The organism is Streptococcus parasanguinis (assembly GCF_047465465.1).
Taxonomy (GTDB): domain Bacteria; phylum Bacillota; class Bacilli; order Lactobacillales; family Streptococcaceae; genus Streptococcus; species Streptococcus parasanguinis_AI.
On the sequence record NZ_JASGZU010000005.1, the window covers coordinates 34,528 to 59,917 of the forward strand.

General features: G+C 37.5%; 27 protein-coding genes. 15 read left to right on the forward strand and 12 right to left on the reverse strand.

Translation table 11 applies throughout. From position 1 onward, the window contains the following. Positions 1–26 precede the first annotated feature (26 nt). From QM351_RS08780 to hisS, 4 genes are all read right to left on the reverse strand, one after another. Complete coding sequence (locus QM351_RS08780) at positions 27–656, reverse strand: HAD-IA family hydrolase (RefSeq protein WP_414327206.1); 630 nt, start codon at positions 654–656, stop codon at positions 27–29. Next, on the reverse strand, positions 653–1,930 hold the full coding sequence (locus tag QM351_RS08785; RefSeq protein WP_414327207.1) for an MATE family efflux transporter: 1,278 nt from the start codon (positions 1,928–1,930) through the stop codon (positions 653–655). Before QM351_RS08785 ends, QM351_RS08780 begins: the two co-directional genes overlap by 4 nt. A 50-nt stretch (positions 1,931–1,980) precedes the next feature. Further along, on the reverse strand, positions 1,981–3,465 hold the full coding sequence (gene thrC, locus QM351_RS08790; protein ID WP_414327208.1) for a threonine synthase: 1,485 nt from the start codon (positions 3,463–3,465) through the stop codon (positions 1,981–1,983). Between the two features lie 179 nt (positions 3,466–3,644). Next, entirely contained in the window at positions 3,645–4,928 is a 1,284-nt protein-coding gene (gene hisS, locus QM351_RS08795; protein WP_371495653.1) for a histidine--tRNA ligase, read from the reverse strand. Between the two features lie 170 nt (positions 4,929–5,098). On the opposite strand from hisS, the gene QM351_RS08800 reads away from it, so the two are divergent. Then, entirely contained in the window at positions 5,099–5,440 is a 342-nt protein-coding gene (locus QM351_RS08800) for a metal-sulfur cluster assembly factor (RefSeq protein ID WP_049522924.1), read from the forward strand. Positions 5,441–5,602: 162 nt separating this feature from the next. Here QM351_RS08800 and QM351_RS08805 read toward each other — a convergent pair whose 3' ends face one another. Further along, positions 5,603–6,877, reverse strand: coding sequence for a uracil-xanthine permease family protein (locus QM351_RS08805; RefSeq protein WP_049522925.1), 1,275 nt, complete (start codon positions 6,875–6,877; stop codon positions 5,603–5,605). 588 nt (positions 6,878–7,465) lie between these two features. Next, on the reverse strand, positions 7,466–9,169 hold the full coding sequence (ilvD, locus tag QM351_RS08810; protein ID WP_004219590.1) for a dihydroxy-acid dehydratase: 1,704 nt from the start codon (positions 9,167–9,169) through the stop codon (positions 7,466–7,468). Between the two features lie 214 nt (positions 9,170–9,383). On the opposite strand from ilvD, the gene rpmF reads away from it, so the two are divergent. Both rpmF and rpmG read left to right on the forward strand, forming a co-directional pair. Beyond that, complete coding sequence (gene rpmF, locus QM351_RS08815) at positions 9,384–9,566, forward strand: 50S ribosomal protein L32 (protein ID WP_003009516.1); 183 nt, start codon at positions 9,384–9,386, stop codon at positions 9,564–9,566. A gap of 15 nt (positions 9,567–9,581) precedes the next feature. Beyond that, entirely contained in the window at positions 9,582–9,731 is a 150-nt protein-coding gene (gene rpmG, locus QM351_RS08820; RefSeq protein ID WP_001265622.1) for a 50S ribosomal protein L33, read from the forward strand. Between the two features lie 411 nt (positions 9,732–10,142). Here the strand turns inward: rpmG and QM351_RS08825 are convergent, their stop codons facing one another. After that, a complete protein-coding gene (locus QM351_RS08825) occupies positions 10,143–11,489 on the reverse strand; it encodes a hypothetical protein (protein WP_156677138.1) in 1,347 nt (448 codons plus the stop codon). A gap of 6 nt (positions 11,490–11,495) precedes the next feature. After that, on the reverse strand, positions 11,496–12,230 hold the full coding sequence (locus QM351_RS08830) for an ABC transporter ATP-binding protein (RefSeq protein ID WP_156677139.1): 735 nt from the start codon (positions 12,228–12,230) through the stop codon (positions 11,496–11,498). Positions 12,231–12,459: 229 nt separating this feature from the next. Here QM351_RS08830 and QM351_RS08835 point away from each other — a divergent pair, with 229 nt between their 5' ends. Further along, on the forward strand, positions 12,460–13,038 hold the full coding sequence (locus QM351_RS08835; RefSeq protein WP_156677140.1) for a TetR/AcrR family transcriptional regulator: 579 nt from the start codon (positions 12,460–12,462) through the stop codon (positions 13,036–13,038). A gap of 796 nt (positions 13,039–13,834) precedes the next feature. Next, a complete protein-coding gene (locus QM351_RS08840; RefSeq protein WP_414327209.1) occupies positions 13,835–15,319 on the forward strand; it encodes an RNA-binding domain-containing protein in 1,485 nt (494 codons plus the stop codon). A 98-nt stretch (positions 15,320–15,417) separates the two neighbouring features. Here the strand turns inward: QM351_RS08840 and QM351_RS08845 are convergent, their stop codons facing one another. Next, positions 15,418–16,572: a hypothetical protein gene (locus QM351_RS08845; RefSeq protein ID WP_195401960.1), complete on the reverse strand. Its 1,155-nt coding sequence runs from the start codon at positions 16,570–16,572 to the stop codon at positions 15,418–15,420. Between the two features lie 307 nt (positions 16,573–16,879). On the opposite strand from QM351_RS08845, the gene QM351_RS08850 reads away from it, so the two are divergent. The 7 genes from QM351_RS08850 to QM351_RS08880 all read left to right on the forward strand — a co-directional run bounded on the left by QM351_RS08850 (position 16,880) and on the right by QM351_RS08880 (position 21,998). Beyond that, a complete protein-coding gene (locus QM351_RS08850) occupies positions 16,880–17,311 on the forward strand; it encodes a hypothetical protein (RefSeq protein WP_195401961.1) in 432 nt (143 codons plus the stop codon). A gap of 264 nt (positions 17,312–17,575) precedes the next feature. Further along, positions 17,576–17,890 (forward strand): hypothetical protein, encoded by a 315-nt coding sequence (locus tag QM351_RS08855; RefSeq protein ID WP_350007480.1) that lies wholly within the window; start codon positions 17,576–17,578, stop codon positions 17,888–17,890. Between the two features lie 11 nt (positions 17,891–17,901). Continuing rightward, entirely contained in the window at positions 17,902–18,978 is a 1,077-nt protein-coding gene (locus QM351_RS08860) for a cell division protein FtsK (protein WP_156677154.1), read from the forward strand. A 3-nt stretch (positions 18,979–18,981) separates the two neighbouring features. Next, entirely contained in the window at positions 18,982–19,581 is a 600-nt protein-coding gene (locus tag QM351_RS08865) for a hypothetical protein (RefSeq protein WP_156677144.1), read from the forward strand. A 211-nt stretch (positions 19,582–19,792) separates the two neighbouring features. Continuing rightward, positions 19,793–20,407 (forward strand): replication protein, encoded by a 615-nt coding sequence (locus QM351_RS08870; RefSeq protein ID WP_156677145.1) that lies wholly within the window; start codon positions 19,793–19,795, stop codon positions 20,405–20,407. Further along, positions 20,394–20,645: a MerR family transcriptional regulator gene (locus QM351_RS08875; protein ID WP_156677146.1), complete on the forward strand. Its 252-nt coding sequence runs from the start codon at positions 20,394–20,396 to the stop codon at positions 20,643–20,645. Before QM351_RS08870 ends, QM351_RS08875 begins: the two co-directional genes overlap by 14 nt. Positions 20,646–20,732: 87 nt before the next feature. Further along, positions 20,733–21,998, forward strand: a complete 1,266-nt coding sequence (locus QM351_RS08880; protein ID WP_414327210.1) for a tyrosine-type recombinase/integrase — start codon at positions 20,733–20,735, stop codon at positions 21,996–21,998. A 195-nt stretch (positions 21,999–22,193) separates the two neighbouring features. On the opposite strand, the gene QM351_RS08885 is transcribed toward QM351_RS08880, so the two are convergent. Next, the gene (locus QM351_RS08885) at positions 22,194–22,379 is read right to left on the reverse strand and encodes a FanG protein (protein WP_414327211.1); all 186 of its coding nucleotides are present in this window, start codon (positions 22,377–22,379) and stop codon (positions 22,194–22,196) included. Positions 22,380–22,407: 28 nt separating this feature from the next. Here QM351_RS08885 and QM351_RS08890 point away from each other — a divergent pair, with 28 nt between their 5' ends. From QM351_RS08890 to QM351_RS08900, 3 genes are all read left to right on the forward strand, one after another. Beyond that, complete coding sequence (locus QM351_RS08890) at positions 22,408–23,022, forward strand: CadD family cadmium resistance transporter (RefSeq protein WP_414327212.1); 615 nt, start codon at positions 22,408–22,410, stop codon at positions 23,020–23,022. Between the two features lie 11 nt (positions 23,023–23,033). Continuing rightward, positions 23,034–23,372: a Cd(II)/Zn(II)-sensing metalloregulatory transcriptional regulator CadX gene (gene cadX, locus QM351_RS08895; protein ID WP_000711078.1), complete on the forward strand. Its 339-nt coding sequence runs from the start codon at positions 23,034–23,036 to the stop codon at positions 23,370–23,372. A 418-nt stretch (positions 23,373–23,790) separates the two neighbouring features. Next, positions 23,791–24,258, forward strand: coding sequence for a DUF1643 domain-containing protein (locus QM351_RS08900; protein WP_414327213.1), 468 nt, complete (start codon positions 23,791–23,793; stop codon positions 24,256–24,258). Positions 24,259–24,377: 119 nt separating this feature from the next. On the opposite strand, the gene QM351_RS08905 is transcribed toward QM351_RS08900, so the two are convergent. Both QM351_RS08905 and QM351_RS08910 read right to left on the reverse strand, forming a co-directional pair. Continuing rightward, positions 24,378–25,013 (reverse strand): SdpI family protein, encoded by a 636-nt coding sequence (locus tag QM351_RS08905; protein WP_414327214.1) that lies wholly within the window; start codon positions 25,011–25,013, stop codon positions 24,378–24,380. Further along, positions 25,000–25,281: an autorepressor SdpR family transcription factor gene (locus QM351_RS08910; RefSeq protein ID WP_414327215.1), complete on the reverse strand. Its 282-nt coding sequence runs from the start codon at positions 25,279–25,281 to the stop codon at positions 25,000–25,002. The genes QM351_RS08905 and QM351_RS08910 overlap by 14 nt, the downstream gene beginning before the upstream one ends. Positions 25,282–25,390 lie beyond the last annotated feature (109 nt).

Sequence of the window (25,390 nt, forward strand, 5' to 3'; positions counted from 1 at the left end):
TTTATTTCAAAATGAAAACAATCTCTTTACAGATTCTTTTCAGCGTTTAAAATAGCTGGAATATCTAGTAAACTTTCCACCTGATAATTACCTTCATAGTCAGACGTCAAGAAATTGATACTCTGAATCTGGCTATTCCTTGCAAAGTCAATATCCAGGCTCCGATCCCCAATATAGTAGGTCTTTCCCGGATGCAACCCGTACTTCTCTATCAGATGCTTGGCTGCTTCTGGGTTAGGCTTGCGGGCAAAACCACTTTGACTGGTCAAAATCTCTGAAAAAAAGGATTCTAAGCCCAAGTCCCGTAGGATGACCAAGGCATTCTCTCCCTTATGGGTATAGACAAATTGTTCTATCCCAGCATCCTTCGCCCAGGACAGGACATCACGCGCCCCCTCCATCAGAAGGACCTGGGCATTTTTCTCTGCTAGACTTTCTGCTCGGCGATGATTTAAGTCCGTCACATCCAGTTGATACTCTGCTGCCACCGCTACTAAAAGATCTTGAACCGAATGCTTCAAGATATAGTCTTTAATACTCGCTCGGTCAAACGGAAGCTGATAAGATGCATAGGTCTCCTCAAGACCCGCCAGAATAGCATCATAGGAATCCAGCAAGGTCCCATCCAAATCCCAAATAAAAGCTCGTTTTGTCATTTTCTCTCTCCTATTTTTCGTCTATAAAGTTGACTCAAAAACAGCCAACGGAAACCATTGTCCAGCAGCGTCCCCGTCCAGACACCTGGAAGACCCAAGCCAAGGGTTACTCCAAGCAGATAACCGGCTCCAATTCGAATGACCCACATGCCAATGGTTGTGGCATAAAATGGAAGTTTCCCATTTCCCAAGCCTTGCCAAACAGCAGTATAGATGACTGTTCCTGCTGTAAAGGGTGTTCCTAACAAAGAAAAGAGGACAACTGATAGGCTAGCTTCTACCGCTTTCGCATCTTGTGTGTAGAGATGGGTCAGAAGGGTGCCCCCGAAAAAGATACCCAGAGCAATGGGCAACATCAATACAAAGGACAGCCAGTAAGACTGCTTTCGAAGGCGGTCAATCTGCTCAAAATCCCCTTCACCGAGGCTTCGTGCTACGAGCATGACCGTCGCTGTGGCCACTCCAAACACCGGCATGTAGTTAAACTGGGTCAAGGTCTCTCCGATGGCATTTCCGGCGACTGCCTCAGTCCCAAAAGCAACCACGATCGCAATGATCACCACATCTCCAGCTCGCATCATCAGCCGTTCTCCAGCAGCTGGCAGTGCTAAGTTCAAGAGCTTACGATCCAATCCCCAACGAAGGGAAGCAAAGGGCAGCTGGACCTTTTGCCACAAGAGGATAACACCAACCAGACGGGCTAGCACAGTCCCCAAAGCTGCTCCGACAATTCCCCAACCAAAAAGGAAAATAGCCACAGAGGAGAATAGAGCATTTAAAACATTGGTCAACAAGCTGACATACATGGGAAGCCGTGGATTGTTGGCTACCCGAACCAAGGAGCCCAAGGTCGTCATCAATCCTAAGAGAACAATGGTCCCGCCGACCAAGGAAAGGTAAATCCCCCCACTTTCGGCGACTGCAGCTTCCGTTCCCAACAGCGAAATCATCTGGCGTCCAAACAACAGCGAAGCCCCTCCTAAGAGAGCACTCACCAACAAGGTCACCTTTAGGGACTCTGTCGCATGGTAGGCAATGTGGTCTTGATTTTTTTCACCCAAGCTTTTAGACATGACACTGGCAACTGCTGCACCCAGTGCCAAAAAGATGGCTTGATAGATGGTGATGATGTTTCCTGCGACGGAAACACCTGAAATGGCAACCAAGCCCAGGTGAGCCACTAAATAAGAGTCCACCATGCCCATCAGCATTTGTAAGAAATTTTCACCCATGGCAGGAAGGGCAATGTTTAAGATTTTTTTGTATGAATTCATGAGTATATAAAAGAGCCAAACGGCTCTTTTGATCTTTCTAATAGGGAGAATTACAGTCCCAAGTACTCTTCTACGGCTGCTTGCATGTCTTTAGCAGCTACGCTTGTACGATGGCGAACCGGCGCAGTTTCAAGACCGTCTACAGCCGGTGGCACAGGAACACCTGAGAGGGTGTGCAATTTGGCCAAGGCTTCGAAATCGCCTAGACCTGTCTCGCCCGTCACCGCTTCTACTGCCACAACTGGGAATTTATAAGGACTTGCTGTAGAGGCAATGACTGTTTTAGCAGCATCCCCTGTTTGGGCCCGGTATTTTTGATAAACGGCTGATGCTACAGCTGTATGAGGATCTTCGATGTAATCAGACGCTTCATAGACCCGCTTGATCTCTGCAGCAGTTTCTGCTTCATCTGCGTATGCAGCCGCAAACAAATCTAAGATATCTGCATCAAAGTCGGACAATTGGTATTGACCTGTTGCAAGGAGGCTTTCCATCAACTCTTTGGTCTTTGTGGCATCATTGCCTACCAAGTGGAAGATCAAGCGTTCCAAGTTGGAAGACACTAAGATATCCATCGATGGACTGGTGGTCACCTTGAACTCACGTTTCTTATCATAGACACGTGTTTTGAAGAAGTCTGTCAAGACATTGTTCTCGTTTGATGCACAGATCAATTTTCCAACTGGAAGACCGATTTGTTTGGCATAGAAAGCTGCCAAGATATTTCCAAAGTTCCCTGTTGGGACGGTAAAGTTGACTTTTTCTCCCGCTGTGATTTGGCCTGTCTTGACCAATTGAGCATAGGCGTATACGTAATAGACAACCTGAGGCACCAAACGGCCAATGTTCATGGAGTTGGCTGATGAGAATTGCATCTTGTTGGCTGCCAATTTTTCACGTAGTTCAACATCGTTGAACATATGTTTGACATTCGTTTGAGCATCGTCAAAGTTTCCATCGATCGCGATTACATGAGTATTGTCCCCAGTTTGAGTGGTCATTTGCAACTCTTGTACCTTGCTGACACCGTCTTTTGGATAAAAGACAATAATTTCAGTACCTGGAACATCGGCAAAACCTGCCATGGCAGCTTTACCAGTGTCCCCGGATGTCGCTGTCAAGATGACGATTTTATTTTCCAGACCGTGCTTTTTAGCTGCTGTTGTCATGAAGTAAGGCAAGATCGACAAAGCCATATCTTTAAAGGCTATGGTTGAACCGTGGAAAAGTTCCAAGTTGTATTGGCCATCGAGTTTGACAAGCGGAGCAATGGCTGGCGTATCAAACTTGCTGTCATAGGCATTGGTGATACAGTAGTCCAACTCTTCTGCTGTGAAGTCATCCAAAAAGGCTGACAATACAAGCTTAGCCACTTCTTGGTAAGAAGCGTCTTTGAGGGTGTTAAAATCTAGCTCCACTTGAGGATAAGATACCGGAGTAAACAAGCCGCCATCTGTTGCCAAACCTTGAAGGATGGCTTGACTAGCTGTTACAGTATTTTTTTCGTCTCGTGTTGATTGGTAAACTAATGTCATGACAGTTTCATTCCTTTACTAGTAGTCTTCTCATTATATCATAAATGTCAGAAAATTTAACGGTTTTCGCCAAATCTTGGCAAAGGTCGGCAAACAGAATCAAGATAAAAGAGAGCAGGAGCAACCATTTTGCCCCTACTCCCAGATAAATCTTGTCTACCCTTGTCTTTTCCGTTCGATCAAGCCAATCCCAACTCTGCTAAAACAGATGGGAAGTCTTTCTTCAAGCTTTCAAGAGCTACCGTTACTTCTTGACGAGTTTGGTTGTTTTTCACAGTGACTTGACCACTTTCAACCTCACTGCTTCCTAAGGTAATCAAGGTTTTGGCCGCAAAGACATCTGCTGACTTAAATTGTGCCTTGAGCTTACGTCCAAGATAGTCACGTTCTGCCTTGAAACCTTGGATTCGAAGGGCTTGAACCAAGCTAAGTGCTGCTTCATTGGCCTCATCTCCTAGAACGGCAATATAAGCATCTAATCCTTTTTCGATCGGTAATTCAATGCCTTTCTTTTCAAGAACGAGAAGGATCCGTTCCACACCGATACCAAATCCAAAACCAGCTGTCGCAGGGCCACCGAAGTATTCAACCAACCCATCATAGCGACCACCTGCACAGACTGTCAATTCATTGCCTTCAATTTCTGTAATGAACTCAAAAATCGTGTGGTTGTAGTAATCCAAGCCACGCACCATATTGGTATCGATGACATAGGCTACCCCCAAGTCTTCTAACATCCGACGAACCGCATCAAAATGCGCTTGGCTTTCTTCATCAAGATAGTCTAGGATGGAAGGAGCCTGTTCAACCGCCGCCTTGTCTTCTTTTTCTTTTGAATCCAAGACACGAAGCGGATTTTCTTCTAAGCGACGTTGGCTGTCCTTAGACAATTGATCCTTCATTGGCAAGAGGTAATCAATCAAGGCTTGACGATAAGCCTGACGACTAGCAGGGCTTCCCAAGGTGTTCAAGTGCAAGGTTACATTGTCAATTCCTAGTTCTTTCAGGAATTGCGCTGCCATGGCAATGGTTTCGACATCCGTTGCAGGATTGCTCGATCCAAAGCATTCTACCCCAATTTGGTGGAATTGACGCAAACGACCTGCTTGAGGACGTTCATAGCGGAACATTGGGCCTATGTAATAGAACTTACTTGGTTTTTGTACCTCAGGCGCAAAGAGTTTATTTTCTACATAGGAGCGGACAACAGGAGCTGTTCCTTCTGGACGAAGCGTGATATGACGGTCTCCCTTGTCATAGAAGTCATACATTTCTTTGGTAACGATATCCGTCGTATCCCCTACTGAACGGCTGATGACTTCATAATGTTCGAAGATCGGTGTGCGGATTTCATCATAATTGTATCGCGCAAAGACCTTGCGTGCAAAGCCTTCTACATATTGCCATTTCGCTGAATCACCAGGAAGGATATCCTGGGTCCCTTTTGGTTTTTGTAATTTCATAGCCTTCATCCTTTGTCTTACTTTTGCCTCTATTTTACCACAAATTCGAAGAGAAATGGAGACTGGACAGAATTTCCTTCGTTCGACACGTTCAAAACCTCTTTCTCTTCTTGCCTTATCAGCCGAATTATGAGAAAATGGAAGCCATACTACACTGAAAGGATCTTGCGATGAGAGAGGATATCAAAATCAATGACCGCGCCCTCGCACTAGAGAAGTCGTTAATCGAAAAATTGGAGCTTGTATTTGATACCGATGTTGAGTTAGATGTCTATAACCTAGGACTGATCTACGAGATCCATCTAGATGAAGCCGGTACTTGCAAGGTGGTCATGACCTTCACCGATACGGCTTGTAACTGTGCTGAGAGCCTTCCGATCGAAATCGTCGCTCGCCTAAAAGAAATTGAGGGGATCGAAGATGTCAAGGTTGAAGTAACTTGGTTACCCGCTTGGAAAATTACACGAATCAGCCGATACGGGCGCATCGCCCTTGGCCTTCCGCCACGATAATAAGCATTGCCTTTTTAAAAATGTAGTCAACTAATGAAGGAATGCCTCTTTGGAAATCCGATCCACAATAAAAAACGAGGAACACCAGCTCTGCCATCAGAGTTTGTTCCTCGTTTTTTATAATGTTTAAATCCATTCAAACTTTTTCACTACCAGAATGGACTAAGCCTCGTCAGCTTTTGGTTCTGGAAGGATTTGGTACAACACGATTCCTAGAATCGTTGAAGTTGCCACACCTGTAATTTGAAGACCACCAAGGTCAATCATCAAACCACCGATCCCTGATACCAAGATCACACTAGCAATCAAGAGATTCTTTTTATTATCAAAATCAATCTTATGTTCAACTAAAATTTTCAAACCGCTAGCAGCGATAACCCCAAAGAGGGCAATAGACAAACCTCCCAATACAGGAGTTGGAATAGAGTGCAAGAGTGCTGATAGCTTCCCAATAAAGCTCATGACAACCGCAATCACTGCTGCGCCTGAAATAACGTAAACTGAGTAGACCTTACTAAGGGCCATAACCCCAATGTTTTCCCCATAAGAAGTTACTGGAGGAGCTCCAAAGAATCCAGCAATAATCTGTGCCAAGCCATCACCAGTAAGCGTATGATCAAGCCCTGGATCCTTGAAGTAATCACGCTCAGTCAAACTATTTAAAACCATGAGGTGACCAAAATGTTCCGTCATGGTCACAAAGGCAATCGGAGCCATGGTCAAAATCGCACTTGGATAGAGTTTAAAGCTATAATCTACAAATGGAATGTCAAAGTTTGGAACTTGAATCCAATGCGCCGCACTTACCTCTGAGAAATTAACAAAACTATGTCCTGTCATCAAACCAAGAGCCAATGAGAAAATATAGCCCACAATTAATCCAAGTAAAATTGGGACGACACCGACAATCTTCTTGCCATACATGTTAAAGAGGATAACCGCAAAGAGGGTCACCATCGAAATCAATAGAGCATAACCACTATAGCTTTTATTTAAGGTTGTCGCATCAGTGACTGCATTCGCCGCAAGACTCAAACCAATTACCATGATAATGGGACCAACCACGATTGGTGGAAGGACCTTATTAATCCAATCTTTACCCGCATGCTTAACAATCAGAGCTACAAACAAGTAGACCAAGCCACCCGCCATAGCACCTTGCGCAACTGCTGCGATTCCATCTGACTTCATCAGCATCTGCATAGCAGCAATATAAGCAAAACTAGACCCCATATAAGCAGGAATCTTATACTTGGTCACGGTTAAGTGAGCCAAGGTCCCCAAACCAGATGAGAACAAAGCAATGGCAGGATCAATCCCAACCAAAATCGGCACCAGCACTGTCGCCCCAAACATGGCAAACAAATGCTGGAAAGATAAACCAACCAATAAACCAGGTTTTGGCATATCATTCACATCATATTTAACGTCATTCACGATCGTAAAAACCTCCTAAAATTAAGATGCGACAAGCTATGGCTGAACAAAAACGTCTACCTTCGATGACCAAATCGTAAAGGAGTACTTCATGCTCCATCATCGACGATTTCTCTTTTTCATCAAACCACTTTTCAACTATACAAAAAAATCCCCCACAACAAGGAGATACACAAAATATAGGCTGGTCTTCCCAGGCCTTTCATTTCCATAGCTCCTTGCCTGCCTCTCTGGACAGTATTAAAGGATTGATTCGATTAGTCACAATTATAGCAAATTATAGACGGATTTACAAGAAAAATGACAGATAATACACTCAAATCTCCCAAAAAGTAATATTCATACGCTTCAGCGACAGGGTTAAAAATAGCGACTTTGAGCCAAAAAAGAGGCTGGGACAAAAGTCCTAGCCTCTCAATTATTTTTGGATTGTCGAGCAAGACGCAGTGGTTGAGTGGGCTCTACTACACTGATTTCATCAGCTTTTACAGCCCTACTCAACTGTGCGGAGGTGGGACGACGAAATCGAATTCTAACGAATGACCGATTTCTGTCCCACTCTCTCTTTGGACAAAGTCGTCCTTGTAATTACTGTTTACCAGACTGTTCCATATTCCAGAAGTCGGTTACGGCACCACGTGATGCTGAAGAAACGATGTGGGCGTATTTACCCAGAACCCCACGGCTATACAGTGGCGGCAAGGTTGTTTCTGCCTTGCGTTTCGCTAACTCTTCGTCTGAAACGTGCATGGTGATTTCTTTGGTATCTTGGTCAACCGTTACCAAATCCCCTGTGTGGAGGTAGGCGATCGGGCCACCAACCTGAGCTTCAGGCGCAATGTGACCAACAACGAGACCATACGTACCACCAGAGAAGCGTCCGTCTGTCAAGAGGGCTACCTTGTCTCCTTGGCCTTTCCCAACAATCATGGATGACAAGGATAGCATTTCCGGCATACCAGGACCACCCTTAGGACCTACGAAACGAACAACGACAACGTCGCCATCCACAATTTCATCCGAAAGAACGGCTTCAATGGCAGCTTCTTCGGAGTCAAAGACCTTAGCAGGGCCCGTGATGTTGCGGACCTTCACACCTGATACTTTGGCAACTGCTCCTTCAGGAGCCAAGTTCCCTTTCAAGATGATCAATGGACCATCCGCACGTTTCGGATTTTCAAGTGGCATGATGACTTTTTGACCCGGTGTCAAATCAGCGAAGGCTTCCAAGTTCTCAGCTACTGTTTTACCAGTACATGTGATGCGATCTCCATGAAGGAACCCATTCTTAAGAAGATATTTCATGACGGCAGGCACACCACCGACATTGTAAAGGTCTTGGAAGACGTATTGACCAGAAGGTTTCAAGTCTGCCAAGTGAGGCACGCGCTCTTGGAAATCATTGAAGTCTTCAAGGGTCAAGTCCACATTGGCTGCGTGAGCAATCGCGAGCAAGTGAAGAGTGGCATTGGTGGAACCACCTAGCGCCATGGTCACGGTAATAGCATCTTCAAAGGCTTCACGGGTCAAGATGTCAGATGGCTTGAGTCCCATTTCCAGCATCTTGACAACAGCACGACCTGCTTCTTCGATATCGGCCTTCTTATCCGCTGATTCAGCAGGGTGAGAAGAGGAACCTGGCAAGCTCATCCCAAGGACCTCGATCGCTGTCGCCATGGTGTTGGCCGTATACATCCCACCACAGCCACCAGGGCCAGGGCAGGCGTTACATTCCAGTTGCTTCACTTCTTCAGCCGTCATATCACCGTGATTCCATTTCCCAATTCCTTCGAAAACCGAAACCAGGTCGATATCTTTTCCATCAAGATTCCCTGGGGCAATAGTCCCACCATAAGCAAAGATCGCTGGGATATCCATATTGGCAATGGCAATCATCGAACCAGGCATGTTCTTATCACAGCCCCCGATGGCTACAAAAGCATCAACGTTGTGACCACCCATAGCTGCTTCGATAGAATCCGCAATGATATCGCGAGATGTTAGGGAGAAGCGCATACCAGGAGTCCCCATAGCAATCCCGTCCGCAACCGTAATGGTCCCAAATTGAACCGGCCAAGCACCTGCATCTTTCACACCTTCTTTGGCCAATTTTCCAAAATCGTGAAGGTGGATGTTACAAGGGGTATTTTCCGCCCATGTCGAAATCACTCCAACAATCGGTTTCTCAAAACTTTCATCGGTCATTCCCGTCGCGCGAAGCATGGCACGGTTGGGAGATTTTACCATGCTATCGTAGACACTACTACGATGGCGTTTGTCTAATTCTGTCATGTCATTCCTCTCGTTCCATTTTTTACCATTATAGCATAAAAGAAGGCCCAAAGGCAGATCCAAACTTTGAGATTAACTGTGAAGAAGCAAGTTTTCCCAAAAATTTCAATTTTTTTGTCAAGTAACTTTACTTTACAAAAAAGTTTTGTTATACTGTTACAGTTGATGAAAATCAAACCTAATTGAATTTATATCTTAAAAGGAGAAAAACGAAATGGCAGTACCTGCACGTCGCACATCAAAAGCGAAGAAAAACAAACGTCGTACGCACTACAAAGTAACAGCACCATCTGTAAACTTTGACGAAGCAACTGGAGATTACTCACGTTCACACCGTGTATCACTTAAAGGATACTACAAAGGACGTAAGATCGCTAAAGCTGCATCAGCTGAATAATAGAAGGGAGATACCATGCGCGTAAATATTACACTTGAACATAAAGAATCTGGTGAACGCTTGTACCTTACTTCTAAAAACAAACGTAACACTCCAGACCGTCTTCAATTGAAGAAATACTCACCAAAACTCCGCAAACACGTAGTGTTTACAGAGGTGAAATAGGGATTCACTACACGTCAATAGACGGTAGAAGCCTTGATTTAAAGCGATTCTTGAAATTTAAAATTTCATTACATTGCAATAAAAATCAACCGAATCACTACCTTTTTCACTACCTTTTTTGAAATAAGAATATTGATTCGGACGATAAAAAGCAGAGGAACTTTAGTATGAAGCTCCTCTTTTTGTTATTGTTCTTTTATTTACAAATCGTAAGACCTGGGTTGAAACGGTTTGGTTTCAAGTAATTTATAAATAGATAAATTGTAAAATATAGTGCAATAAAGATCTCATAAATAGGCAATTAAATCATTATTAGTCAAATAAAATTAAAATGTGTAAGAATGAATATGAAGATTAATAGAACAATTTTTTATGTGCAATACATACGAAATAATTTGACACCTCTATAATCTATAAATTTGTTTTATTTCTAATATCAAACCAAATTTTGGTAATAAAAATAAACAAATACATAACTATAGAAATAGCTATTGGATAATAAATAATAGTTCCATAATTCATCTGTTTAATCCCTAACAACAGAGCTTCTTTATGCATTAATACGAAGAAAATAATATTGAAAAAGACTGTGCAAGTAAGCATTATAACAGCATATGTTAATGCTTGTACAGATCTTATGGTCACGGCCTGCTTATGTGATATTCCAATTCTCTCCCATTGCGATTTCTCTTCTTTTTCTTTAACTGAAGAAAGAACTGTGATAGAAATAAGATTAGCTATCACAACTATTAGTGGCCCTACTACAAAAAACAGTAGAACAGCATTTATTTCAACTGATGCTGTTTTTTTTGCTAAATTTGAGTAGGCAACATCAGAATAAATCATTAATTCTGAAATTAAGATTGCTATTATGGAAATAGAAACCGTTAATGACTTCAAATACTCTCGATCCTTCAGAATAATCCATTTTGCCATAACAAAATCATAAGACGAACGCCAACCTAATAAAATTTTAGTTAGAAAAGTTTGAATATGTGGCGAAATGAAGGCTAACAAGAACAAATGCATAACTAAAATTAGTAAGATTGAGTCATCCAATCTGAATAATAATTTTTCATTAGGTTTGCTCACAGACACAGTGAAGAATGGAATAATCAATTTTAGCCAGAAGACTAAACTTAGAGCAAAGCCTAAAACTTTAATTAACTTAATAAAAAAGTAGTTTTTGGAATCAAATCTATCTCCAAGCAAGACTGTATTACCTAGGATCTTATATAAATAGAGAAAGCTACCTATGAAGGCAAGTAAGCAAATAATCAGGATGGTCAAGAGAAATGCTGACATACTGAAATCAACCGGTATAGTTGGTAATAATTTTTCTCCCCCCAAGTATTGCGCATAACTATAATAAAATCTTGCACAAAAGATTGAGCAAAAACTTCCTATTATACTTACTAAAAATGCAAAAATAGTGAGCTGTCCACTAATCAATAATGACAATTGAACTCTACTTCCGCCATTTATTGACCATTGTCGATAGTCCTCTTTTGCTAAATTCAAAAATAGTCGAATTAGACCAGAAACTAGAAATAATAAAGTAAATCCACCAAAAAGAACTGGCCCTACAAATAATAAGGTAGGACTCCCAACATCTCGAAATACTTGCTGATACTTTATAGTACTAAACGCAACAGAGAGACACATTCCAACTAATAAACTCGAAGCAAAAAATAGAGGAAACATCCCTAGCCACTGTTTTTTTGAATACTTAAATTGATAATAAATTAATTTAAACATTTTAAGTTAATCCCCACTATCTTTCATTTCTAACGCCTTATAAAGAGCTTCAACAGTGGGGGTAAACAATTCCTGATAGATTTTGCCATCTTTTAAGATTAGGGCTCTGTCCGTTTGACTTGCTAATTCAATATCATGGGTTACCATAATGACACATCTTCCCTCATGTGCTAAATCAGCTAACATTTTAAAAATAATCTTCCTTGATGTACTATCCAAAGCACCTGTCGGCTCATCTGCAAATATAATACGAGTATTTGAAAGAATTGCTCTTGCGATAGCTAATTTTTGTTTTTCTCCGCCAGATAATGAAGAAACGGGGGACATCAATTCAGCTTTAAAGTTCATTTTATCTAACAGGGCCTGAATGTCGTTTTTACTTATTTTTTTGTGGGACAATCTCAGAGGCAAAGCAACATTCTCTAAAGCTGGGAGAGCTGGAAGTAGGTTATAAGATTGAAAAATAAAACTAATATCTTCTCTTCTAAATTGTGACAATCTATTATTCTTTAATTGATATGGATTGCAACCATTAACTGTGACAACTCCCTCGGTTGGCCCTGATAAACTCGATATGCAATTTAACAAGGTTGATTTACCAGATCCACTTACTCCTAGTATAGAGACAAACTCACCATAACCAGCACTGAAAGAGATATCTCTAAGTACCGTAATCTCTTTATTTTTATCAATATGAAATTTCTTTGATAAATTTTTTACTCCTACTGCAACTGTATTCATATTTTCCTTTCTGAATCACTACTGGATAATTTTTAAAATGGTAACCAGTTTTGATTAATATGCTGTATATCCTATTATACATGATAATACCCATCGTTGTTTTATATCTTCATATCAAAAAAATTTACACATTATCAACTTTTTAAACTTGAAAATTAAACAAATTCTCTTTAGAATATATCGTATATATAAATATTTTGACAGTTTGTAAATTTTTTTAGGATTTAATATGGTAAAAGGAACTCAAGAAAAGATTATTAATTCGTTTTTTAAACTAGCAGAACGATATCCAGAACGCTCAACTTTCAGTATAACTGAAATAGCTAACGAGGCAAAAATTTCGAGGCAAGCAATATACCAAAAGCATTTTAAAAGTTATGAAGAAATAGTAGATTTCATCATGGATTCTATTGATACTACTATAAATGAACAATTTTTACTATTTGAAAAACACAATCTCTCAATTGAAGTTTTTTTCTCAGAAATTATTATTCCAGAATTATATAAATATAGAGATTGGCTTCGCTGTGTCTACTCTACGTCGGCTATCCCTAATTGGCGAAATTATTTACGAGAAAAATATTCAAACTGGCTACTAAACGCACCTATTAACTTAAACCATTCGTTCCTACAAAATGATACTTTATCAAATTATATTGTAAATTGTGTATTAAGTATTATAGAAACTTGGATCACAGAACCTTTTCCCACTCCGCCAGAAGTCTTTTCAAAACAGTTTATTGAATTGATAAGTACTCCGTTAAATAATCATTTAAGTCCAATCAAACATGACGGTAGTGTAAAATAAGTTGTGTAAACACAAAAAGGAATAAACACGTTATAGTAGAGTTGTGAAACATTACTTGAAAGAGATTTATTACAAGGAACACAATGTTCTCTTTCCCATCTACGTCCTTTACAAAACATACATGTCTCGATAGATCATTTTTCTGTTGAATCTCTTTATTTCAAGAAACAAAGTAAAGAGATTCAACATCTATCGCCAATTAAATATAGCTAATAAAATAAGATGGTTATCTATTCTTCTAATTAACCCTTATCAAAACGATTCACAAATTGATTATTACTGAGGTGAAATAGAGGATAATTACGTTTCAATAGAAACGAAAAAAACTTGATCTAACGCGATTCTTGAATTTTAAAATTTTAATGTATTGCAATAAAAATCAGCTGAATCACTACTTTTTTGAAATACGATACTGATTCGGACAATCAAAAGCAAGAGAAACTTCACGATGAGGTTTCTCTTTTTTCTATACTTACTCCGACATCTATTTATTCTTATCATTGTGTTATAATAGAGTGAATTATATATTCACGCAATAGTGCTTTAAAAATTCCATCAAAAAGTTCCAATTAAATCTACTTGTTTTATCTTTCACAATTAAAAGTCCTACAAGCTTTTAAATCGAATTTTGATGGAAAATATTCGCGTGGTTTTCGCGTGATTTTCGCATGACTGTTTAAGATGACATCTTAGAAAGACGATGAAATCAAGGATTGTAGTTGTCTATCAAATTTATTTTTTCGCGTGATAATCGTAAAAAACTTTAAGCTACATTATATTTTAGGAAAGGAAAAAAATGAACTTAAATTTTGAAGGGGTTGATTTAGAATACAAAAAAGCTGAAAATAGTCTACCAAAATCTTTCTGGGAAACCTACTCAGCATTTGCAAATACCAATGGCGGAAAAATAATTCTCGGGATAGACGAAAAAAATATCGACCCCTACCAAGGAGTCAATAATCCTCAAAAAATACGAGACAATTTATTTGCTTTGGTTGCAAACAAACAAAAAGTTAGTTGTAACCTACTTACTGATAATGACATTGAATACATTGACATTCCAAACAAAGATAAACAACTCATAGTAGTCACTATAAGAGAAGCTAATCCTGACCAAAAACCTGTTCATCTAAAAAATGACTATCGTGAATCATATAAAAGATTAGGTGAGGGCGATGTTCGACTTGATAAAGAAGAGTTCAAGTATCTGATGACTAGTTCTCATGATGATATTGATAGTGAGTTGCTTAATAATTTTGACGAAAATGACTTAAATTTAGATACAATAGAATATTACAAAAAGTTATTAATTGAACTCACTGGTAACACAAAATATAGTAGCATTTCTTTGAGAGATTTTCTAATCGAAATTGGTGTATTTAAAAAAGATAGGACAGATAATACATATAAATTAACCGCAGGAGGACTGATATTCTTTGGAAAGTATAACTCTATCATTTCTCGTTATCCAAAATTTCAACTAGACTATTTTGAAAAAGATACCTCTCTTTCAACTAGGTGGAACGATAGAATTTCAACAGGTGATATGATGTACCCTGATTTAAACATGTTCGACTTTTTCAATTTAGCATATAAAAAATTAACTACTACAACAAATGATAGATTTGAGTTTAATAACGAATCTGCTCATCGTTTGCCATTCAAGAAAGACCTATCTGAATCTATACGTGAAGCTTTGGTAAATTGCTTAATGCATGCTTACTATGATTTTGATTCTCCTATAGTTATTACGGCTTATCAAGACTTCTATGAATTTAAAAATCCAGGTAAGATGAAAATTTCTATTCCTGAATTTATACATGGCGGAACTTCCAAAACGCGAAACAGTACAATCTCTTCTTTATTCCGTAGAATTGGGATGTCAGAAAAAGCTGGGTCAGGCGGACCGAAAATTTTTGATATTTCCGAAAAATATAAGCTAAAAATTCCTGAAGTAAATACTACCTTTGATAGTACTGTTGTTACAATTTGGAAAGTAGATTTATTATCTTCTTATTCAGACATATCAGATAATGAAAAGATAATACTTGAATATATCATTAAAAATGGTAGCATTACTAAAAATGATGTCCTCGAAAATTCTCTAATGACCGAATATAAATTTAGAGAAAACCTGAAATCTCTACAAAATAAAAAGTATATTGAGATAGAAGGTAAGGGACGCTCTACAAGATATGTTCTCCCCAAAAGTTCAACCGAACAATACCATATTATTAAACAACAAATCAAAAATCTTGGAGATTTCATGACTATGTATTAAACATTAGGCCTGTTCAAAAACTAATGTTTATTCTTTATCTTACTTTTCTAAAATTTTCAGAATCTAAAATGCAGACTTAACAAGCCTGCATTTTTTCTTTATTCAATGCCTGCATTTCTAAGTGAAGAAAACAAAAGAGAATCTGCGTTTAAATTTCGCAATATTTCATGTATACGACTAGATATTTGATGCCTAAATATAGCTGATTTACTTATAAAGTCTGTATCTTCTGACAAAGCACTCTCAAGTTTATCCAAATTATATTTTTCTACTGAATAAATAGTTCGTTTCACTTTATTTTTTAACTCATCGTTAGTAATTTGTCTATTTTCTTGCAAATATTTCTCGTTAAATTTATTTTGAATAAGTTTCTCATCAATAATATATTCAAAGGGCTGATTAAATTTATGCAATATGGTATAAAATTTTTCAAGAAGTTCCTCGTTTGACAGAGCTGTTTCTAACATCTGGATTTCTGTAGAATAGATAAATTTCCATTTTTCTAAGAAATTAGCAATTTCTTGAAAACGTTGTTTTTCTTCATTTCTTGCCTCTTGGTGTGTTAATACCTTATCATTGATTGACTGAACAAATTCATCAATTAAAGTAAACACAATCATTTGAAGATGGTCGGATAAATTTTTCTCTGACATTCTTGAAAGTATTTCTTTAGGAGAGTGTGGAGAAAGGTAAAGCGTCCTTGTCGGATATTGTCGCCTTTCTATCTCATGTTTTAACGCAAAAAGATAGGGTTCGGTCATTAAATAAAGAGTTTTCCCTTTACCACTCCCACCATACAATTCTTCATAAATTTCCCTCATCTCTACCTTATCCATGTCACCTAATAATTCATCAAAAGAAGATAGAATGATACTTTGCTCTAGTTCAGAGTCCGTAAATAATCTATCATATTTTGGAAATACATGAAGTTCTTCATTATATTCTTTTTCTGTATCATCGCTATAATCCAAAAAGAATTTCTCTTTTTGAGACCAACCATAAAGAGTTTTCATAAACCATTCATCATCTGATTGGTCTTTTTTTCGTTTATGAATTTCTAAATAAGTACCAATAATATCTGAACGTAAAACTTTCTGAATTTGGCTACGTTTCATGGTTAGATAATCACCATTTTTGTCATTCTCAGGCTGCCAGTGCTTTCTCAATTCAGATTCAGCCTCTTCAAATGTATACCATTTATTTGATTTAATAATTTTTTTTATCTCAAGTTTTTCTTGTTCCGATAATACCATAGCTCCTCCTATTTACTATCTATATTCTAACATTTTCTTACAAAGAGCATAATAAAAAATCACTTCTATTTCGAGATAAAATCATATTGTAAGGGAAACCTTATAAAAAATAAAATTACAGTCCTAATTGATGGCCATCAAATGGACGGATTGAAACAAATATGACAACTCAGACAATAACAGTCGAGTTCTGCACATATCTGTCTATCCGTTTATTTGATGTGCTTTTTTTGCACCTCTTCGGTTATTCAGTACGGCTCATACCAGTTTCTTTCTGTCCAAAATCAGGACTTAGAAAGAAGCTCTTATGCCAAGAAGAACATTTGAAGACCGTCTCACTCCAGAGGATTATACAGATATCCAAAAATGGGACAAGATACTGAAAGATGAAGATAAGTCTTTCGCAAATGCTAAACGAAGAGATAGATACCATAAACTTGGAAGTTTAGATGAAAATATCTCAAACGAAGGCCGTCAAACAGATAGATATGATTTAATTGCTAGTGATTCGTTAGATGCTGAACAAGCTTATATCTATAACGAACTATTAGGAACTGTGCATGATTACATATCTGCCCTCTCTACGAATGACCAAATTATTATGGTTGGAAAATTAAGAGATAGGCCAATCTCATCGTCTGCACTATCTAAAATTGTAGAATGTAGTGACAAAACTGTGACAAGTCGCTTCAAAAAACACCAAGAAGTGTTACAAGATATGTTAAAAGACTACAGGTAGTCTCCGAAACTGGCAATCAATGATTGCCAGTTTTTTTAAAAAAAGCTCCCTAAATTGTATGTTCTAAATTCCATTAGACATTATGTATGAGTCAAAATAATAAAAAATTCAATTTTTTTAAAAAATTCTCCGAAATTCACCTCCTGAATCTCCTATAAGATAGAAAGGAAAAAATCAACAAGTCCAGCTCATGACCTCAAACCGAGCATGTCACCAATACTTTTTATCACAAAATAGAATATACGAGGTATCTAATCTATGAAAATGAAACCACAATACCGTAAAGGCGGTTATTCAAGTCAAATAGCAGAACAATACGTTAGCCTTCAAGATCCAATCTACTTGCTTTGTGATGAGCTTGAAGCACAACAAAAGTATGAAGATGGAAAACCGACGGGTGAAATTGTCGCATATAAGGCTTGGTTTGGGCAAAAGGGATTACCACCATTTCAAGTAAAATTCCTTGAAGAACCTGAACTCCCTGAATATCTTTCCCTTATCACCTTTGACAACTTGCAAGCATGTGAGGTCAACTATAACGTTTACTTTAGAGCTAATGGATTTAAAGAGGTGAAATAATGGTTCCAGCTATCACACAAAAAGAGTTGGAACAATACCTATTACAGAGTCTGAACATGGCTTTGGGCTCTGTATTACAAGGGGAAACTTCTTATACCAACTCTTTTGACATTTCTGTCAAAGAAAACGGATTTATCTTCATTCCTCGTCTTCCATCAGGATTTGTCATTGATGACGAACTGTATCGAAAGATTTTCTTAATCGCTAATGCGTCTCTCTACCCACAATACACGCTACTAAAACAAAATTCTGCCTACTTTATTGCACTGAAAACAAACGATATTCATATTCAACGTGGGCTGTTTTTTCCTTGGCAGAAAGGTATTTCTGAGCGGCTAATCATTCCAGACCTAGAAAAATTCACATTATCGCTAAAAGGTAATGATATCCCTATTATGGCAAATCTAATGATTAACTATGATAAAGTAACTTCTATGGCTATTGCTGGGAACTCAGGTAGTGGTAAAAGCTATGCATTAACTTATCTGTTAAGTATACTGAAAAACATTTCCGACCTGATTATCGTTGATCCTAAATATGATACTCCATCACGGTGGGCAAAGCAGAATCAAATTAGTGTCATTCACCCTCAAGAGAATCGTTCCAAATCCGACTTCGTATCAGAAATTAACGAAAGTTTGAGTCAGTGTTTGACAATAATTCATAAACGACAAAGGATTTTATTTGATGATCCACATCATGAATTTCAACATCTAACTATCGTTATCGATGAGGTGCTTGCTTTATCAGAAGGAATCAACAAAAATATCAAAGATTCCTTCTTTTCTCTGTTATCTCAAATTGCTTTATTAGGGCGATCAACCAAGGTTCACTTGCTTCTTGTAAGTCAGCGTTTTGATCATAGTACAATTCCTGTATCAGTCCGTGAACAATTTAATGTATTGATTCAGGTTGGTAACATCAATCAGAAAACAGTACAGTTCTTATTTCCAGACCTCGATCCAGAAGGTATTGTTATTCCGATCGGAAAAGGAACAGGGCTTATTCAAATCATTGATAACGAGCATCCTTATCAGGTCTTACCCTTGCTGTGTCCAACATACTATACCAAGAAAGGAATCTTGTAACTTATGAAAACAACATATTTCCAGAAGTTTTTCGACTTCTGCTTTTCAGTATTTCTTACAGTAATCCTCTGTACATTATGTACGGTATTCTTAGGATTTATGGTGGATTTCTTACAAAAATTTACCTATCTATCCGTGGTTACTAGCTTTATTAGCATGATTTTCTGGCTTAGCTTAACAATTTCAATTATCAGTTCAATTATTTTCATCTTGCTCGTTAGCTATGAAATTAAGAAGCGACAAAAAGAAGATAATCTATCAAATCTATGGGAATCTATCAAGCAAACTTTGGCTATCCGCATTTTTTTGCATCAAAGTGAACACTCAGAAGTCTTAGCTACAACTGAGCAAACAAAAATGAAACAATATAATCCCGTTAACAAACACTTCAATAGAGCAGTACGACAATCTATTGTAGATGTTAGAGAAGATAACGTTATTTTGATGATTAGACTCCCAAAGACACAACAAGCCAAGAAGATCCTAAATGATATGGATACGATGATTATAGAAGAAATGGCAAGATATAACCCTGACTATTTCTTTTCACCTCAGAAACCAGCAAAAAAATGGACTTATCTTATTGGTAATAAGAGAGAATAGCTTAATGGCGCTGTGGCCCACGTAGTGGAAGCCAAACAGCGCCGTTTTTTAATTGCAAAGTTTAGGATTAAGTGGGGTGACTACGACCCCCACTTAATCCAATAATCAATAATCAGAAAAAAATTAAATTTTCTCAAAAACTCCGATTTATGCCCTTCCAATCTCCTAATAGATAGAAATAATAAAAAATTGAAAGCGAGGAATTTTACCTATGGCAAAAGAACAACGTTCAAATAAATGGGCTTTTCTATTCTATCAGGAAAGTGCGCCCGAAAACTATTTAGAAATTCTCGAAGAAATTCATGTTCCATTTGTTCTGTCACCATGGCATGATAAGGACGTAAACAAAAAAACAGGAGAGTTTAAGAAAGCACATAAGCATGGAGCATTCTATTTTGATTCTCTCAAAAGTTACGCGCAAGTATCCGAACTTATCAAAGACAAACTCAACGGTCCGGCTCACGTTGAACCTGTCATATCACCGAAAGGAATGTATGACTATTTTACTCATGCAGAGAATCCTGAGAAAAGCCCTTACGATATTAAAGACATTGAATGTGGCTGCGGGTTTAACCTTGCCCAATTTTTAGTTCAGCAAAACTCTGATGACTTCATCACAGAAGTGATTGATACCATTGAACAAAATGACATTACAGAATTTGAGGAACTTGTATGGTATGCGCGAGATAATGACACCGCTCTATTGGGACTAATCATTGAACGAACCTACTTTTTCTCTCGCTATCTGGACTCACGTCGGCATAATCCTAAGCGACTACAAAAAGCAATCAAAGAACAAGGAGCAAATTTTGATGGAGACAATTAAATTAAACCGAATTGAAGAATTGCTGAATACAATTATTACTATCATCCAGAAAGAATTACAAACAAAGAATTCTTATGGAATCATCACGCAAAAAGAACTTCTAAAACTGTTACAAATTTCTCCGAACACTTTGAAATCTTGGGAAAATAAAGGTTTAAAACGTCTTGAACCTCCAATAGAGGGAACACGTACTGTTTATTACAAGATGGAAGATGTCATTGAATTTTTAACTATTTAACTCCAAAAAGTGCTAGAATGGAATTATCAAACAAAGAATGTGAGGGTTCTATTCTAGCCTTTTTTATCGTCCGAAGAAAGAGGCTCTATGAATAAAGAAATCATTCAACACAATAATAAAAAGATAACAAAAGTTACCAAACAAAATGGTGATGTCAGCTATTCCATCAAAGGTGTTTATATTGGAACTGACATAAAAACAGGTAAACGAATCACAAAAACTATCACTGCTAAAACATTAAAATCTTTGGATAGAAAAATTGTTGAAGCTAAAATTGAGTTTGAAAAGGCTGGCTCTACTATTAAAGAAACTATCCAAATTGATAACTTTGAAAGTCTAGCTGAGGTATGGTTTAGCAACTTCAAAACTTGGGTATCTTCGCAAAATACAATAAACCGAGTTCGAGGGTACTTGGATACATACATCATTCCTCAATTTGGCGATTATAGACCTGAGCGGATCGAAGCATCAGATATCCAATTGTGGCTAAATCAATTAGCAAAAAAAGCCAAAAAAACAATTGAATCTGGAACAAAACGTGCCCCGAAAGGCAGTGCAAAAGATTTTGGTGCAATGGCTCACAAGGTTAGTGATATTTTCGATTTTGGCATTACAAACTGTGGGCTGACCACTAATCCAGCCAAATCAATCAAGATTCCACCTAAACCAAAAGCAAACAAAGAGCGTATTATGGTACTCCATGATGATGACCTGAAACATTGGTTATCTTACCTTGATACCTTGCCCAATACCAGAGCAAATAGACGTTTTAAGGTCATTTGTAACACGCTATTAGCATCTGCATTGCGAATAAATGAGTTATTGGCATTAGAAATTACTGACCTTGATTTTGAAACTAATGAAATTATTGTCAGTAAAACATTAATGTGGAAAAGTGCAAATAACAAACTAGGTATCAAAGGGGAAATGGTTTGTAAGAAAACTCCTAAAACGGATTCTGGGAATCGTAGAGTTGCCGTCCCACTTTCAATCATGGAAAGTCTCAAAGAGTTTCATGAGGAAATGACTGGCTATTTTGAAAAGCACGGTCTACCAAAATCTTCACTTATTTTCCCAACTATCTATGGCAACTATATGTGTGATAGAAACGAACGTGCAACCCTTAAAAAGCGATTATCGACTCTTGGTTTACCTGACTATGGTTTCCACCTCTTCCGCCATACACACGCTTCTATGATGTTAAATGCTGGTATGAACTGGAAAGAGCTACAACATAGAATGGGACACAAGTCCATATCAACAACTATGGATACCTATGCGGAATTAGCTCCTAAAAAGAAGTTTGAAGCAGTGGATATTTTCCTAAATAAAATGGAAGAGCTGGCAAGTTGACTTCATCACTACCTTTATCACTACCTTTGTACTTCAAAAAGCTATAATCCTTGATATAATAAGGTTTATAGTCCTATTATTTAACCCTTACAGAAGTGAAGTAAGCATTCAATACTAATCAATACATAAGAAAAACGCTGATTTCAAGCGTTTTTTTCTTTTTGCCAAATGCGATATATTGCACTGTATTTCAATTCAAACTCTACCTTTTTCTCTACCTTTTTCTCTACCTTTTTTAGATAAATATATCATCTGGATATTGAAGTTAAGCCCTGCTATAATTTCGATGGCAGGGCTTTTTAATATTTGGTACACTACCTTCTTATCTATATTTTGATGGAGCTGAAGTTGACATCTACAAAGTTTAATGTTAAAATACATTCAAAAATATATTTGAATGAGGTGTTTTATGATTCAAAATGTTGTTACTTCAATAATCCTGTATTCTGGGACAGCCGTAGACTTACTTATTATCCTAATGTTATTTTTTGCCAAAAGAAAAAGCAGAAAAGACATCATTAACATCTATTTAGGACAATTTCTAGGCTCTGTTAGTCTAATATTGCTAAGTTTGCTTTTTGCATTTGTCTTAAATTATATTCCTAGTAAAGAGATTTTAGGTTTACTCGGTTTGATTCCAATTTTCCTAGGCCTCAAAGTTTTGCTTTTAGGAGATTCTGATGGAGAAGCTATTGCAAAAGATGGTTTGCAAAAAGACAATAAAAACCTGATTTTTCTAGTCGCTATGATTACTTTTGCAAGTTGTGGCGCTGACAATATTGGTGTCTTTGTCCCATATTTTACCACCTTAAATTTAGCGAATTTGATAGTGACTTTACTTACTTTTCTAGTCATGATTTATCTATTGGTTTTTTCTGCCCAAAAATTGGCACAAGTCCCTTCTGTTGGAGAAACTTTGGAAAAATATAGCAGATGGTTTATTGCCGTTGTCTATTTAGGATTGGGGATATATATCCTGATTGAAAACAACAGCTTTGACATGCTATGGGCTGTGTTAGGCTAGGAGAAAAAAATATGAAAAAAGATAGTATCTGTCAAGTGGATGTTATTAATCAACAAAATGTTACAACCGCAACGAACTACCTTGAAAAGGAAAAAGTTCAAAAATCACTTCGTATTTTATCAAAGTTTACCGATAATAAACAGATAAATATCATCTTTTATCTCCTTGCTGTTGAAGAACTCTGTGTCTGTGATATAGCCTGTTTACTAAATCTCAGTATGGCATCTGCCTCCCACCATCTTCGTAAACTAGCCAATCAAAACATCTTGGATACTAGAAGAGAGGGGAAAATTATATATTATTTTATAAAAGATGAGGAAATCAGAGATTTTTTTAATCAACTAGGATAACAACTATTTTTACTACTTTTCCATGATTATATATAGGACTTATCTATGAAATTTTTTGATGAAAATTACTCACAAGAAAGACCTACTCGTAGCAAATGTTTAAGAAAAAAGTATAATTTAAAGCAAACCGACTTGGACTATAAAGAAATTATTTTCTAAGCTATTACCAAGTTTGTTGATGATTTGTTTTACCACTGCTTCAGCTCTATTATATTTAGAGATTTAGAAACTGTAGATAGAAGTGAAGTAAGCATTCAATGCGAATCAATACAGAAGAAAAACGCTGATTTCAAGCGTTTTTTCTTTTTGCCAAATGCGATATATTGCACTGTATTTCAATTCAAACTCTACCTTTTTCTCACCTAGTTTAGCTATGTTTTTAATCAATAGTATATAATATAAAAAAGGAGAAACAATCGTGGAAAAGAAAGCTAATATATCTAAAGACAAAATTTATCGTTACACACTGTCTCGAACTTGGGACTCTACAAAACCTACAGTTTTATTTATTGGATTAAACCTTTCAATAGCAGATGAAAATATTGATGATCCCACAATTACTAGATGCATAAATTTTGCAAAAGATTGGGGATATGGGACTTTACTTATGGCTAATTTATTTGCTTTTAGAAGTACTTATCCGAAAGAAATATATTTAATTGATGATCCTATAGGAAAAGATAATGATCATTATATTTTAGAATGTGTAAAACAGTCTAATTTAATAATTGCTTGCTGGGGAAACAATGGTACTTACATGGATAGGGAAAAAATTATTAAAGAATTAGTACCAAATCTCTATTGCCTTCAGAAAAACAAGAATGGAACCCCACATCATTCCCTTAGACTCTCTAGAGATATTAATCCAATACCATTCAATTTCTAATATCGTTTTTCCGAAAAATATGTGTTTTCCTGAAAGTTTTGAATTTGAAACGATGAACAAACAAAAACAACCGGAAAAGAAGCAATTACCAACTACTTCTTCTCTGGTTGTTTTTTATACTAAAAATCTTTCCGACTTAATTGATAAGAGTACATCACAGGGATAAGGACAATGGCGAGGATGACCAGGACCAGTACATAAGAAAGCGCGAATTGAAGGCCTGCTTCAAGAAGGAGGATCAACCCTCCAAGGACCCACAGTTTTCCTGCCAAGCGATGGGTTTTGTGCCAGTTATCTTCATTCTGCAAGGTCCAAGGCAGACGGATTCCAACCGTGTGATTCACTTTCAACTTAGGCATGTAATTGCCCATGATCACAAAGATAAAACCCAGCAAAACCGAAACAAAAACAGATGGATTGGTCGTAGAACCTAGTGCCTTGCTATAGATGAGATAGGAGACGATTAAGGAGACGATTGGAATCAACCAGTAGATCACTTTGACCATTTTCTCATTCATCGTGCGATTCTTAAGATCCCGTCCGATCATAAAGATCACAAACAGATGCACCAAGAGAAGGAAAAAAGGAAGCCCAAACACAGCTAGTGCTTTCGATTGGAAGTTATTGGCCTGACCAGCAGCGTTAAAGTGAATCGAGATTTGGTTAGGCAATTGCGACCAAATGATCAAGCCCCAAAGTATGGGGAAGAGTGTTACGGTAGAAGTTACAGTCAATAGTTTTTTATTCATTTTCATCAGTAGAACCTCCTTTCAAATCAACGAGCCAGACCATTAAATCCTCCAAAACAGAAGTATTGAGTTCGTAGTAGATAAAATTCTTTTCTTTTTCCTCTCGAATTAAATCCGCCTGCTTGAGGAGGCTTAAATGATGGGAAATGGTCGCTCCTGCTACATCAAAGTGGCCAGCGATATCGCCCGCGGATAATTTCCCCGCCTTTAGCAGCTCTAAGATACTTCTTCTTATCGGATTCGATAAAGCTTTAAATGTTTGCGCAAAATTCATTCTCTATCTCCTCTATTCTATTTAGATATCTTTCTAAATAGATTCTAGTACTTTAAACTAAAATTGTCAACTCTATTTAGAAAAAAATCTAAATAGTTTCTATTGTAAA

Coding starts and splice junctions, on each gene's coding strand:
- QM351_RS08780 (WP_414327206.1), bottom strand. CDS start 656: ATGACAAAACGAGCTTTTATTTGGGATTTGGATGGGACCTTGCTGGAT.
- QM351_RS08785 (WP_414327207.1), bottom strand. CDS start 1,930: ATGAATTCATACAAAAAAATCTTAAACATTGCCCTTCCTGCCATGGGT.
- thrC (WP_414327208.1), bottom strand. CDS start 3,465: ATGACATTAGTTTACCAATCAACACGAGACGAAAAAAATACTGTAACA.
- hisS (WP_371495653.1), bottom strand. CDS start 4,928: ATGAAATTACAAAAACCAAAAGGGACCCAGGATATCCTTCCTGGTGAT.
- QM351_RS08800 (WP_049522924.1), top strand. CDS start 5,099: ATGAGAGAGGATATCAAAATCAATGACCGCGCCCTCGCACTAGAGAAG.
- ilvD (WP_004219590.1), bottom strand. CDS start 9,169: ATGACAGAATTAGACAAACGCCATCGTAGTAGTGTCTACGATAGCATG.
- rpmF (WP_003009516.1), top strand. CDS start 9,384: ATGGCAGTACCTGCACGTCGCACATCAAAAGCGAAGAAAAACAAACGT.
- rpmG (WP_001265622.1), top strand. CDS start 9,582: ATGCGCGTAAATATTACACTTGAACATAAAGAATCTGGTGAACGCTTG.
- QM351_RS08825 (WP_156677138.1), bottom strand. CDS start 11,489: ATGTTTAAATTAATTTATTATCAATTTAAGTATTCAAAAAAACAGTGG.
- QM351_RS08830 (WP_156677139.1), bottom strand. CDS start 12,230: ATGAATACAGTTGCAGTAGGAGTAAAAAATTTATCAAAGAAATTTCAT.
- QM351_RS08835 (WP_156677140.1), top strand. CDS start 12,460: ATGGTAAAAGGAACTCAAGAAAAGATTATTAATTCGTTTTTTAAACTA.
- QM351_RS08840 (WP_414327209.1), top strand. CDS start 13,835: ATGAACTTAAATTTTGAAGGGGTTGATTTAGAATACAAAAAAGCTGAA.
- QM351_RS08845 (WP_195401960.1), bottom strand. CDS start 16,572: ATGGTATTATCGGAACAAGAAAAACTTGAGATAAAAAAAATTATTAAA.
- QM351_RS08850 (WP_195401961.1), top strand. CDS start 16,880: ATGCCAAGAAGAACATTTGAAGACCGTCTCACTCCAGAGGATTATACA.
- QM351_RS08855 (WP_350007480.1), top strand. CDS start 17,576: ATGAAACCACAATACCGTAAAGGCGGTTATTCAAGTCAAATAGCAGAA.
- QM351_RS08865 (WP_156677144.1), top strand. CDS start 18,982: ATGAAAACAACATATTTCCAGAAGTTTTTCGACTTCTGCTTTTCAGTA.
- QM351_RS08870 (WP_156677145.1), top strand. CDS start 19,793: ATGGCAAAAGAACAACGTTCAAATAAATGGGCTTTTCTATTCTATCAG.
- QM351_RS08875 (WP_156677146.1), top strand. CDS start 20,394: ATGGAGACAATTAAATTAAACCGAATTGAAGAATTGCTGAATACAATT.
- QM351_RS08880 (WP_414327210.1), top strand. CDS start 20,733: ATGAATAAAGAAATCATTCAACACAATAATAAAAAGATAACAAAAGTT.
- QM351_RS08885 (WP_414327211.1), bottom strand. CDS start 22,379: ATGTATTTTAACATTAAACTTTGTAGATGTCAACTTCAGCTCCATCAA.
- QM351_RS08890 (WP_414327212.1), top strand. CDS start 22,408: ATGATTCAAAATGTTGTTACTTCAATAATCCTGTATTCTGGGACAGCC.
- cadX (WP_000711078.1), top strand. CDS start 23,034: ATGAAAAAAGATAGTATCTGTCAAGTGGATGTTATTAATCAACAAAAT.
- QM351_RS08905 (WP_414327214.1), bottom strand. CDS start 25,013: ATGAAAATGAATAAAAAACTATTGACTGTAACTTCTACCGTAACACTC.
- QM351_RS08910 (WP_414327215.1), bottom strand. CDS start 25,281: ATGAATTTTGCGCAAACATTTAAAGCTTTATCGAATCCGATAAGAAGA.